Here is a 12,677-nt window from a genome sequence, read left to right on the forward strand (position 1 = left end):
GCTTCTTGTGTTAATATATTCATGAGAAGTACTTCTTTCTTGGTTAATGTTTTGTAGCTAATCCATTATACCATATTTTGAAGTTACTTCTCTTTTTATTGGTTCATATCATTTTAACACATACATTTCGACAATTTAACAGATAAATTGTGCATAGCCGTTCTTAAGGCGCATTACGCAAAATATTAACAGAAGATTAATTTTATTCCTGCCCCATCAAACAGTTGACTTTTGGCAAAATATTGGTTATGATATATACATAATAAAACTCTGATACGGAGGTTAAAAGTTATGAAAAAAAGCAAGCTTATAACATTAATTGCAGTTGCAAGCTCCATTTTGGCTATTGCCGCTGCTGCTTTCGCTTTCTTTGTAATAAGAGAAAAGAAAAAGAGAGACGACGAGGAGCTTGAAAAATATCTTGAAGGCTCAATTCAGTAAGCCGCCGGTATTATTTCAGTAAATTATCAATGTATGCCGTTCATACGCTATGCGTGTGGGCGGTTGTTTTTTAGAATAAATACAGCAAAATATTGAAATAATCTGTAAGATAATGTACTATTAATTAGTAAGACTATTAAGGATGTGATTATTTGGATAATAACGAAATTGAAAAGCTTATTTCAAGCGTATTAGGCGATAATACAGCACCGCCTGACGATGAAATTTCTACGGCAGAAAGCGATATGTCAGAGGTCGAATTCGGTGAAACGTCGGTCGAAAGCGAATTTGACGCCACTGAGGCAACCGATTACAAAACAGAGCCTACCTACGCTGATGGGCCTGACGAAAGCGAGTTTACACTAAGCACCGCTGCGGAAATGGCAAAACAATTTTTCAGCTTAATTCCTATTGATTATATATTCGCAGCATTGTGCGCAGGCTTCTGCATCGGCAGCTTTATGATGCTCATCACAACCGATGGCAACTACAAGGAGCTTTCATTTGTATCAGGTATAAATCTCTCCGTTGTGCTCGGTGCAACCGTCACGGTTTTTGTGCTGCTTGTTTTAATGTCCGCAATTTTAAAAAGCAAACGTGTAATTCCGTGTGTATTGCTTTGTTCAGCAGTGCTGTTTGGCAGTACGCTTGCCTATAAGGGTTGTAGCATTGGGAGCGAAAATGAAGCTAACATTTATATGAACATAGCCGTTGCCTTTGTAATGTTTTTCATAACAGCATGGCTTTGCAAGGATGACAAGCTTAATATCACAAGCATACGGCTGCCCAAATTTGCTGTTTGGACAACGGCAGGTGTCGGAATTGCAGTGTTCACCGTAATTGTATCCACTGCTTGTATCTCAAGATACAGCGCATATATGTCACACAACTTTGATTTAGGCGTCTTTGCGCAAATGTTTGAAAATATGCGCACCACAGGACTTGCCGACACTACGGTTGAGAGAAATGTCCTTATGTCGCACTTTGGTGTGCATTTCAGCCCGTTTTACTATCTGCTCCTGCCGTTTTATATGCTCTGCCCAAGGCCGGAAACGCTTCTTGTGATTCAAGCGGCATTTGTGGCTTTAGGCGTAATTCCCGTTGTTCTTATCTGCAAGCACTTTAAGCTTTCACGCAGTATAACCGTTGTGATAAGCCTGATGTATTTCTTCTTCCCGTCGCTTGCAAACGGATGTCTTTACGATTTCCACGAAAACAAATTCCTCACTGTGCTTATTCTTTGGGCACTGTATTTTATAATAAAGGAAAACCTTATCGGCTCTGCTGTTTTCTGTCTGCTTACCTTAACAGTCAAGGAGGATGCGCCAATATACATAATGGCGATTGCCCTTTTCCTTATATTAACACGCAAAAAGTACATATTCGGCGCTTGTATGCTGGTTGGCGCAATTATCTATTTTATGATTGCAAGCTCAATTGTTGCGGCGCTCGGCAGTGGAATAATGGATGACAGACTCGCAAACTATATGGCTGAGGGCGAGAGTGGGCTAGGCTCAGTTGTTAAAACCTGCCTTTCAAACTTTGGCTATTTCCTTTCGCAGGTATTCACTCAGGAAAAAATCATCTTTATGGTATGGATGCTCCTGCCGGTTGCCTTTGCCCCGTTTTTGAGTGAAAAGAAGTCTATGCTTGTGCTGTTTATTCCAATGCTGGTGGTTGACCTTATGCCATCCTGGCCGTATCAGTATGACATTGGCTTCCAATACACCTACGGTGCGGCAGCTCTGATAATATTTATGACGATTATAGTTATCGCAAACGCAAAGCGCAGCATACAAAACAAAATACTAATCTTCAGCCTGTCAATGAGTATTGTAATGAGCTTTTCTCTCATCTTTCCGAGAACCTCGTTTTACCTTGATATTGCAATAAGCAACCACGATATGAACGAGCAGTACACTGCGCTTATAAACACAATTCCAAAGGACGCCGAGGTTACCGCAGGCGGATATTACATTCCACATATGTATCAATTCAAGAACTTATATCAATACCCGAATTATTACGATGAAAGCAAAAAGACAGAATATCTGCTTGTAAACCGTGTAGCGGTTAAAAAGAATTCAAACAAGCTTGCAGATTTTATGGATGATGATTATAAATTTGTTAAAAACGCAGGCGATATGCAGCTTTACAGGCTGAAAAAACATTAACCGCACAAATAAATATACAGCCAAAAAGGCAGCAGTAAAAATTTAAGCTTTACTGCTGCCCTTTATTTTTGTTTTAATATATTATTTTGTTTTATTTTCAATAGCGTCAGCCGCACTGTCAAGGAAGTCACGGTTGAAAAGCTCTATTGTTCCTGTGTCAGCGCACTTTGCAAGCTGAGGGTCAATCGGGAGCTTTGCGATAACGTCAACACCGAACTCCTCTGCAACCTTCTCTATATGGCTTTCGCCGTAAATGCTGTGGCGCTTGCCGCAGTCGGGACATTCAAAATAGCTCATATTCTCAACTATGCCAAGAATAGGGATATTCATCATCTTTGCCATTTTCACAGCCTTGCCAACTATCATTGAAACAAGCTCCTGCGGTGAGGTAACAACAACAATGCCGTCAACCGGTATTGATTGGAACACAGTAAGCGGTACATCGCCTGTTCCCGGAGGCATATCAACAAACATATAGTCAATATCCTTCCAGATTGTGTCTGTCCAGAACTGCTTTACCGTTCCGCCTATAATAGGTCCTCTCCAAACAACAGGGTCGGACTCATTCGGCAAAAGCAAATTTACCGACATAACGTCTATACCTGTTTTAGTCTGCACCGGCAAAAGACCAAAGTCGCTGCCCTTTGCTTTTTCCTTATTTATACCAAAGGCCTTCGGTATTGACGGCCCCGTAATATCAGCGTCAAGAACTGCCGTCTTATATCCTCTGCGGTTAAACAGCACAGCAAGAACCGACGTTATCATCGACTTGCCGACTCCACCCTTTCCGCTTACAACACCGATAACCTTTTTTACGCTTGAAAGGTCATTGAGCTTTTCAATAAAGCTATTCGGGTCTTTTCTTGAAGAGCAGTTTTCTCCGCAGCTGCTGCAGTCATGTGAACATTCTCCCATTTTTATTTCCTCTTTCTGAAAGCTTAATTATCAGTTTTTTCATCAAGAATACTCTGAATTGTCTTTGCGGTATCCTCTGAAATCTCGTCATCTGAAGCATCGGCATTATCCGAGGCAGCCTTCTCTTCCTCAATATTATTATCTGCCGCAGCAGTTGTATTCTCACTTTCCTCAACTTCAATGTCAAGCGTCTTAATATGTGAATAGTCAACCTCGTCAGACTCGGCTGAATCTTCTTCAGCTTCTTCAGCTTTTTCTGTTTCTTCAGCCTTTTCCTTCTCCTCAGCCTCATCATTAATTTCATAGCCGCTTAAGAAGCTGTACGGCAAACCGTAGCCGAATGCAACGCCTGCCAAAACAGCCGCAACCGAATTGCTGTCGCCGAGTTGCTCATGAAGCGGCATAAAGCTAAGCAGGTAAGCCAAAAGAACATATAAAGCCGGAAGGCATATTAATACGAGTGAAGCAATGTTAAGCCTTTTAATCTGCTTGCCGTCGCCTACTCTTGTCGCATAGAAAAGAATAAGTCCAAACAGCACAAAAATAAGCAAATAAACTACCTTGCCTAAAACATTGTCAGCAAGTGAGCTTCCTGCAAACACCGAGAAGAAGTAGGCGCATACGCCGAAGCCTAACACGAGAAACGCCGAGCAAATTAAATTAAACAGCTCTCTTTTGGATGGTTTTTTCATAATGTAATATCCTCCTGTAACCAGCCGATATGTTTTTATCGGCTGACTGATTATAATACAACAATTTTAGCAGTAAAATGTGTCAAAATTATTACTATTCAGAAAAATAAACCGGATTATTTCGCTTTTGCAACAAAACAGAACCAGCCATTTTCGCTGTACTCATTGATTATCTCAAATGAACCGCTTATAGCCTTTTTCACATCGTCTGCCCTGCTGTCTATAATGCCGCTCATTATGTAAACGGCGTCATCACTCATAAATTTTTTTATATCCTCCGATAACAGGATAATTGCATCAGCCACAATGTTCGCCGCAACAACATCATATTTGCCGCTCACTTTGTCTGTAAGGTTGCCGTGAATAACCTCTATTTTATCTTCTACCCCGTTGAGAGCAGCGTTTTCCTTTGCGGTTTTAACAGCCATCTCATCAATATCAACACCAACTGCCATCTTAGCTCCAAGCAGTAACGCCGCAACCGCTAAAATTCCGCTGCCGCAGCCGACGTCAAGAATTCGGGTGTTTGGCGTTATATACTTTTCAAGAGCTTCAAGGCAGAGCCTTGTTGTTTCGTGAGTGCCTGTTCCGAACGCAATGCCCGGGTCCAGGTTTAAAACAACCCTGCCGTTTGCGTTGTAGTCATCACGCCAGGTAGGACGGATAAGAATTTTCTCGCCGACCTCAATCGGGTGGAAATACTGTTTCCAATTGTTCAGCCAGTCCTCTTCCTTACAGCAAACGGTTGTTATACTGTGCTCTATACCCTGTGCGTTGTAGCGCTCGCTTAAAAACATTATAGCCTCTGTCGGGTTATCCTCCGGAGAAACATATATATGAATAATAGATTTATCCCTGTTCTTTTTTAAAAGCTCCTCGTCAATGAGGTCGATATTAGCTATTTCAAGCACCTCAGATTCAAGGTTTGAGTAATCCTCAACATATATCCCATACGGTACAGCCATATGTGCAATAGCCTGCGCCTGTTCGCTGTCCGCAAGGTTAACCTCTATTTTAATTTCTGTCCAGTCCATACGCTCCGCCTTTCGGTTTACTCAAACATTCCCTTTAGCTTGTCAAAAAAGCCCTTGCGCTTTTGATAGTTCTTGTCGCCTGTTGTGCCGTCAAACTGCTTTAACAAATCCTTTTGCTTCTGGCTTAAATTCTTCGGCACCTCTATAACAACCCTTACGTACTGGTCGCCTCTTGTTTTACCGCCGAGCCGCTGTATGCCCTTGCCCTTAAGCTTGAAAACATCATTTGGCTGTGTACCCTCATGTATGCTGTAGCTTACCTTGCCGTCAAGGGTAGGCACAGTTACCTCGCCGCCGAGAGCTGCCTGAGTGAAGGTGATTGGAATTTCGCACCACACATCGTCGCCTCTGCGTTCAAAGATTGTGTGCGGTCGTACATTAACAAAAACGTGCAAATCACCGTATGGACCGTTATTAACGCCTGCATTGCCGTGACCGCCAACCTTTAGCACCTGTCCGTCTGCTATTCCGGCAGGAATATCAATTTCAACGCTTCGCTTAGTTCTTACTCTGCCTGTTCCGTTACATTTCGGGCATCTCTTCTCTATGACCTTGCCCTTGCCTCGGCAGGCGTCACACACTCTTGATGTTTGAATAACGCCGAACGGAGTGCGCTGGTTTATTGTTACCTGACCTGTTCCATGACAAGCCGAGCAAGTTTTTGGGCTTGTTCCCTTTGCGGCGCCTGAACCGTTACATTCGGTACAGGTGCTTACATTATAATAGCTTACAGTCTTGCGACAACCCTTTGCAGCCTCCTCAAAGCTGACCGCAACAGTCGCCTCAACATCTGTACCTCTCTGCGGTGCGTTCGGGTTAGCCTGACGTCTGCCGCCAAAGCCGCCAAAGAAGCTGCTGAATATATCGCCGAAGTCAACATCCTGTCCAAACGGACTTCCGCCTGCTGCTCCTGCGCCGTAGCTCGGGTCAACTCCTGCGTGACCAAACTGGTCATACCTTGCCCTTTTCTCTTTATCAGATAGAACCTCGTAAGCCTCGTTGACCTCCTTAAACTTTGCCTCAGCTTCCTTATCGCCCGGGTTAAGGTCCGGGTGATACTGCTTTGCAAGCTTTCTGAAAGCCTTCTTTATTTCATCCTCGGAGGCACCCTTTGGTACTCCCATAACCTCGTAATAATCTCTTTTATCAGCCAAAATCTCGCCTCCAGATTAATTAAACTAATCTCTCTAAACTGCACAAAAGCCCCCGTTTGCGGGAGCATCTGTGCATTCTTGTTCAGACATTATTCTAATATATTAACAAACAATATGCAAGTCAATATTTATCAGTCAACATCCTTAAAATCAGCGTCATAAACATTGCCGTCATTGCCTGTCGGAGGAACATCTCCACCCTGGTTAGGGTTCGGCTGAGCTGCCTGCTGCTGTGCTGCAGCCTGCTGATAAAGCTTAGAGCCTACTGCCTGAAGCTCCTTCTCAAGAGCCTCCTTAGCTGTCTTTACAAGATCCATATCGTTCTTTGAGATAGCCTCTTTAACTGCGGCTGACTTTGTGTTGAGGTTTGTTTTGTCCTCTTCGCTAATCTTGTCGCCGTTTTCGTTGATAAGCTTATCAACCTGATAGCAGAGGTTTTCTGCCTCGTTCTTAGCGTCAACCTCTTCACGGCGCTTTTTATCCTCTGCGGCAAACTGCTCTGCCTCTTTAACTGCCTTGTCGATATCGTCCTTTGACATATTTGTGCTTGAAGAAATTGTAATCTTCTGCTCTGCGCCTGTGCCAAGATCCTTAGCAGAAACGTTAACAATACCGTTAGCGTCTATATCAAATGTAACCTCAATCTGCGGAACGCCTCTCATAGCAGGAGCGATTCCTGTAAGAGCAAACAGACCGAGCTGCTTGTTATCCCTTGCAAACTCTCTTTCACCCTGAAGAACATTGATTTCAACCTGTGTCTGATTGTCGGCAGCAGTTGAGAAAATCTGACTCTTCTTTGTCGGGATAGTTGTGTTTCTGTCAATAATCTTTGTCATTACGCCGCCCATTGTTTCAACACCAAGTGAAAGCGGAGTAACATCAAGAAGAAGAAGTCCGTCAACTTCACCGCCGAGAACGCCTGCCTGAATGGCTGCGCCGATAGCAACGCACTCATCCGGGTTAATTCCCTTGAACGGCTCCTTGCCGATAAAGCCCTTAACAGCATCCTGAACAGCCGGAATTCTTGAAGAACCGCCAACCATCAGAACCTTGTCAATCTGACCTATTGAAAGTCCGCTGTCCTGCAAAGCATTCTTAACAGGAGTCATAGTCTTCTGAACGAGGTCTGCTGTAAGCTCGTTAAACTTAGCTCTTGTAAGGGTAAGGTCAAGATGTTTCGGACCTGTTGCGTCAGCTGTGATAAACGGAAGGTTGATAGCAGCCTGTGTTACTCCTGAAAGCTCAATCTTAGCCTTTTCAGCCGCTTCCTTAAGTCTTTGCATAGCCATCTTATCGTTTGTGAGGTCAACGCCTGTTTCAGCCTTAAAGCTCTGAACCATCCAGTCAATAATTCTCTGGTCAAAGTCATCGCCGCCAAGACGGTTGTTACCTGCTGTTGCAAGAACCTCCTGCACGCCGTCGCCCATCTCGATAATAGATACATCAAATGTACCGCCGCCAAGGTCATACACCATAACCTTCTGGTCGTTTTCCTTGTCAACTCCGTATGAAAGAGCAGCAGCTGTCGGCTCGTTGATAATTCTCTTAACATCAAGGCCTGCAATCTTGCCTGCGTCCTTTGTAGCCTGACGCTGTGCGTCTGTAAAGTAAGCAGGAACTGTGATAACAGCCTGTGTAACTGTTTCGCCAAGGTAAGCCTCTGCGTCAGCCTTGAGCTTCTGAAGAATCATAGCTGAGATTTCCTGCGGAGTGTAGCTTTTGTTGTCAACATTTACCTTATATGCAGTACCCATCTCTCTCTTGATTGAAGAAACGGTTCTGTCCGGATTTGTGATTGCCTGTCTTTTAGCAACCTGACCTACAAGTCTTTCGCCTGTTTTTGAGAATGCAACTACCGACGGAGTTGTTCTTGCGCCTTCAGCGTTTGCAATAACAACCGGCTCGCCGCCTTCAATTACTGCTACACATGAGTTTGTTGTACCTAAGTCTATACCTATTGTCTTTGCCATAATAAATTCCTCCCAAAATTGTTATTTCTTTTTTGTTGTTTTTTATATGTGAAATGACCTTATCAGTCACAATTGGCAACCTGCACCATTGCATGTCGTATAATCTTATCGCCTGTTTTATAGCCGCTTTGGAAAACCTGAGCAATTACGTTTTCTCCAAGGCTTTCATCGTCAACCTTTGAAACGGCGTTGTGAAGCTGCGGATTGAACTGCTCGCCGACCTCGGCGAACTTTTCAACATTAAGCTTTGCAAGTGCGCTTTGCATCTGCGCCGCAACAAGCTCAATTCCCTTTTTGAACTCCTCGGGGGCATTTTCCACAGCCTTTACAGCCATTTCAAGGCTGTCTGCAACTGTTAGAATTTCAGCCACAGCTTTTGCTGTTGCGTCCGAATAGATGCCCGCCTTTTCGTTTGTTGTTCTCTTACGATAATTATCGTATTCGGCGGCAAGCCTTAAGTAACTGTTTTTCTGTGCCTCAAGCTCCTTTTTTGCTTCCTCAAGAGCCTTTTCAGCCTTATCAGCCTTTTTATCCTTCTTTTCTTTTTTCTCTTTTTTAGCGTTCTTTTCTTCCTTAGCTTCCTCCTGCGCAGTTTCCTGCTCAGTTGTGGCTTCTTCCTTTTCAATCTCAGCCATTTTTATCACACCTTTGATTTTATATTATGCTTCAAGTAAGCTGTTTATCAGCGTTCCCGCTATGCTCGACACATATTGCAGTCTGCCAATGTTTTTGCTGTAATCGTTTCGCAGCGGAGCAATAATTCCTATTACGCCGGACGGCTGTGAGGCAACCGTATATCGGTTTGCAAGCACTGCACATTTATATAGCTCAGGGATTTTTGTTTCCGTTCCAAGCAAAGCGCCGTTGTTCAAATCTGCTCTTAAAAGCAGATGAGCCAATGCTTCGTGCGCTGAAAGCAGCTTTATTATTCCTCTTAAATCGTCAAGCTGAAAATCGTTGCAAAACAATAAATTTGATTCGCCGTGACTTTTCAAATCCATTGAGTTTATCTCGCTGCATTGTTCCATTATGCTTGACAACACGGTTGGCATAAGCATTGCAAGCTCGCCAAAGCCTGCCGCCATACTCTGAACAAACGCCGGTGTTATTTCCTCTGGTGCAAGACCCGTAAGCTTTTCATTCAGCAGTCTTTCAAAAACCCTTACAAGCTCAGGCGTAAGCATATAATCACAGCGGAACAGTCTGTATTTTATCATTCCGCTTGACGTAACAAGCACCGTCATAGCCGTTTGCCTGCCTGTTTGGACCAATCTCAGCTTTGCAATTTTAACCGCCTCCGGCGGCGGAGTTGTTGCAACGCAGGCTAATGATGTAAGCTGTGAAAGCACTTTAGCCGCACTGTCAAGAATATGCTCCGGGTCATCGGCGTGTGCATACATCTGCTTAAACACAAACGCCTTTTCCTTTAAAGACGGCTCTGTCGGTTGTGCTGCAACGTCAAGGTAGTGTCGGTAGCCCTCCTGTGTGGGAACCCTGCCGGCTGACGTGTGCGGCTGCTGAAGAAAGCCTGCCTCCGCAAGAGAAGCCATTTCGTTTCGTACAGTTGCCGAAGAAACCTTAAGACCCGTGCGCTCCAAGAGCTGCTTTGAGCCGATAGGCTCGGCGGTGTGAATATACTGCTCAACCACACAGCAAAGTATTTTACTTTTTCTTGATGCTGCGTCCAAGCCTATTCACCTCCGTTTTACGAATTAGCACTCTTAATGGACGAGTGCTAACTTTAGTTATAATTTACCACCGTATAAATAAAATGTCAAGAGTATTTTTTGTAAACTAATTATTAATAGCACAGTTTTTACTCAGGTTTATTTATTATGTTCTGTTTCTCTTGACTAAGCCGTGTAATTTTAATATACTTATTATACTAAGGAAGGTGATTACATTATGTGGATTGCATTTATATCGGCTTTTGTTTGCTTTGCAGTGGCGGTTGTTTTGTTTACTCCGCTGTTTCACAGTGTCGCTGTATTCAGACCGGTAGCACTGTTCTTTATATTTGAGGGTCTTTGGATACTTGCTAACTATATTGTAATCCAAATTTGGCCGGGAAGCGGCACTATGCAATGGATTCATTACATTGGAATAATTGTTTTCGGCGGTTATCTTCTTTTATGTCTTTTCTTCAGCCGCCCCAAAAAGCAAAAAACGGAAAAAAAGGCAAAAAAACCGAGAACTAAAAAAAGGTGAGTTAATTGGGATTTGTTTATGCTGCGGCAATGTTTCTTGCCGGAATTTTCATAATTTACTTTGCTGTTAAGGAAAACAAGCTTTTCTGCATTGTTGGCGTGTATTTTCTTATAATGGGCATATATTGGCTGGTAAATGAGCTTACGCCGAATGTTAATTTGTTTGACGGTGTTTATGGAATAGTATTCCGATGTGTAACTGCTGCGGTAGCAGTGTTTGCTATTATTCTGTATTTTATTCATCACAGAAACATTACTAAAAATCAGTAAGCTTATTGTTATAATCAAAACCAACACACAACAAAAAAGTGAACGAACTGCCGATTAAGCATTTCGTTCACTTTATTTTTTAGTTATTATTAAATCAATTTTAGATTCAGAGCATATTAGCTTACTTCAAAACCACAAAGCTGCCCGACGGCATAGTCAGTGTTGTACCATTAAGAGTCGCCTGCGGTGCGTTACCCTCACTGTCACAGTCCTGAGTGCAAAGCTGTGCAGCTATTGAGGAATAATTCATCTTATCCTTAGGCACTTCAACGGTTGTTTCTTTGTCGCTTAGGCAATATACAAGCATAAGCTTTTCGCCGTTATACTCGGTGATATAACCGGAAATGCTGCCCTTTCCCAAATCAATAAGCTCCGTCATAGTTCCCCTTGCGATAGCAGGATAGGTAAGCTTAATGTCGATAATCTTCTTATAGAAGTTAAAGAGCGAGTTCTTGTCCTTAACCTGCTCCTCAACGCTCTGCTTCGGGCTGTACTCCTCAAAGCTGTTGTCAGCAACACCGGGAGCTTCCTCGCAGCGACCCTTTGTATCGGTATAGCTCCAAGGCATACTTGAACGGTAGGTTCCGTCATTAGACGACCCGCCTAAGATTCCAACCTCTTCGCCATAGTAAATAAATGGGTTTCCGGGCATAGTCAAATAGAGCATTGCGCCGGCCTTCTCAGCCTGCAAATCACCAGAAAAAGCTAACGCACTTCTCGGCATATCGTGGTTTGAAAGGAACACAGCGTCAATGGCGTTTTCGTTGTTTTTCTTAATAACGCCGTTCCAACCCTTAACTGTCTTAAGCATACCGGCTACATCCTTGCCGTTAACGGCGGATAAAACCTGACCGCTGCCCTTGTTTGAGAACGGGAAGTTAAACAAACTGTCGATTCCTGTTTTGTAGCGAGCAGAAATATCGCTTGTGCCGCTCCATTCCTCGCCCACCATATACACATCTTCCTTAAGCTCTTTGCCGGTTTTATAAAGCCATGTAAGGAATTCATTTCCGTCAGTTGAAGCTGAGTCGAAGTATTTAACAGCATCAAGCCTGAAGCCGTCGCAGCCTAAATCAAACCAGAATTTCATTATATCTTTAATTTCAGCTCTTACATCCTCATTGCTGAGGTTAAGCTCAGGCATCTCCGGTGAAAAGTTAGACTCAACAAGCACGCCGCCGTTTTTACCCATCTGAGAATAAGCTGCATTAGCAGTTTTATTACCCGGTGTAGCTATATCATAATACTTAACATAGCCATCCTTATTGCCATCATCAAGCTCCTTAACCGCCTGTTTATACCATTCATTTTCGGTTGAGGTGTGATTGAGAACAAGGTCAATTATAACCTTAATTCCCCTCTTATGGCACTCTTCACAAAGCTTCTTAAAGTCCTCGTTTGTACCGTAGTCATCGTCGACCTTTTTGTAGTCATCAACATCATAGTGATGATATGAACCCGACTGCATTATTGGCATAAGCCAAATTCCGTCTATTCCTAAGTCATCGCCGCCGGTCGGGTCGCCGTCATTGAGATAATCAAGCTTTTCAATTACGCCGTTAAGGTCGCCGATTCCGTCGCCGTTGCTGTCATAAAAAGAATAAACAAAAATTTCATAATAGTTTCTGTACTTGTCAGTTGACGCCACAGGCTTAGCCTGCTCTTGTGAACAGCCACACAGCATGGCAACGGACAGAGTACAAACAGATAGTGCAAGGCACAGTATTTTTTTCAGCATAAAAATTCTCCTTAAAATGTCTGCACAAACAGCAAAGGCGGCAGGAGTCCTGCCGCTTCGCCGTTATAATAACTGTAATAAT

Annotated in this window: 12 protein-coding genes; 4 read left to right on the plus strand and 8 right to left on the minus strand. The window is 43.3% G+C overall.

Features of this window, described 5'->3' with window-relative positions; translation table 11 throughout:
- The first annotated feature begins 291 nt into the window (after window positions 1-291).
- Entirely contained in the window at window positions 292-441 is a 150-nt protein-coding gene (locus GMA13_RS02610) for a hypothetical protein (protein WP_255884383.1), read from the plus strand.
- Between the two features lie 152 nt (window positions 442-593).
- Window positions 594-2,615, plus strand: a complete 2,022-nt coding sequence (locus tag GMA13_RS02615) for a DUF2079 domain-containing protein (protein ID WP_255884385.1) — start codon at window positions 594-596, stop codon at window positions 2,613-2,615.
- A gap of 81 nt (window positions 2,616-2,696) precedes the next feature.
- Here GMA13_RS02615 and GMA13_RS02620 read toward each other — a convergent pair whose 3' ends face one another.
- From GMA13_RS02620 to hrcA, 7 genes are all read right to left on the minus strand, one after another.
- A complete protein-coding gene (locus GMA13_RS02620) occupies window positions 2,697-3,530 on the minus strand; it encodes an Mrp/NBP35 family ATP-binding protein (protein ID WP_255884387.1) in 834 nt (277 codons plus the stop codon).
- Between the two features lie 23 nt (window positions 3,531-3,553).
- Window positions 3,554-4,222 (minus strand): hypothetical protein, encoded by a 669-nt coding sequence (locus GMA13_RS02625; protein ID WP_255884389.1) that lies wholly within the window; start codon window positions 4,220-4,222, stop codon window positions 3,554-3,556.
- Window positions 4,223-4,338: 116 nt separating this feature from the next.
- The gene (prmA, locus tag GMA13_RS02630; protein ID WP_255884391.1) at window positions 4,339-5,256 is read right to left on the minus strand and encodes a 50S ribosomal protein L11 methyltransferase; all 918 of its coding nucleotides are present in this window, start codon (window positions 5,254-5,256) and stop codon (window positions 4,339-4,341) included.
- 17 nt (window positions 5,257-5,273) lie between these two features.
- On the minus strand, window positions 5,274-6,410 hold the full coding sequence (gene dnaJ, locus GMA13_RS02635) for a molecular chaperone DnaJ (protein WP_255884393.1): 1,137 nt from the start codon (window positions 6,408-6,410) through the stop codon (window positions 5,274-5,276).
- A gap of 131 nt (window positions 6,411-6,541) precedes the next feature.
- Window positions 6,542-8,380 carry a molecular chaperone DnaK gene (gene dnaK, locus GMA13_RS02640; RefSeq protein WP_255884395.1) on the minus strand — a complete coding sequence of 613 codons (1,839 nt, stop codon included), beginning with the start codon at window positions 8,378-8,380 and terminating at the stop codon, window positions 6,542-6,544.
- Window positions 8,381-8,442: 62 nt separating this feature from the next.
- Complete coding sequence (locus GMA13_RS02645) at window positions 8,443-9,015, minus strand: nucleotide exchange factor GrpE (protein WP_255884397.1); 573 nt, start codon at window positions 9,013-9,015, stop codon at window positions 8,443-8,445.
- A gap of 24 nt (window positions 9,016-9,039) precedes the next feature.
- A complete protein-coding gene (hrcA, locus tag GMA13_RS02650) occupies window positions 9,040-10,068 on the minus strand; it encodes a heat-inducible transcriptional repressor HrcA (RefSeq protein WP_255884399.1) in 1,029 nt (342 codons plus the stop codon).
- Window positions 10,069-10,285: 217 nt separating this feature from the next.
- Between hrcA and GMA13_RS02655 the strand changes: the two genes are divergently transcribed.
- Both GMA13_RS02655 and GMA13_RS02660 read left to right on the plus strand, forming a co-directional pair.
- Entirely contained in the window at window positions 10,286-10,588 is a 303-nt protein-coding gene (locus GMA13_RS02655) for a hypothetical protein (protein ID WP_255884401.1), read from the plus strand.
- A gap of 5 nt (window positions 10,589-10,593) precedes the next feature.
- On the plus strand, window positions 10,594-10,857 hold the full coding sequence (locus GMA13_RS02660; protein ID WP_255884403.1) for a hypothetical protein: 264 nt from the start codon (window positions 10,594-10,596) through the stop codon (window positions 10,855-10,857).
- A gap of 121 nt (window positions 10,858-10,978) precedes the next feature.
- Here GMA13_RS02660 and GMA13_RS02665 read toward each other — a convergent pair whose 3' ends face one another.
- A complete protein-coding gene (locus GMA13_RS02665; protein WP_255884405.1) occupies window positions 10,979-12,595 on the minus strand; it encodes an alpha-amylase family glycosyl hydrolase in 1,617 nt (538 codons plus the stop codon).
- Between the last annotated feature and the right edge of the window lie 82 nt (window positions 12,596-12,677).

The organism is Ruminococcus sp. zg-924, from assembly GCF_024433635.1.
In the GTDB taxonomy this organism is placed as follows: domain Bacteria; phylum Bacillota; class Clostridia; order Oscillospirales; family Acutalibacteraceae; genus UBA7067.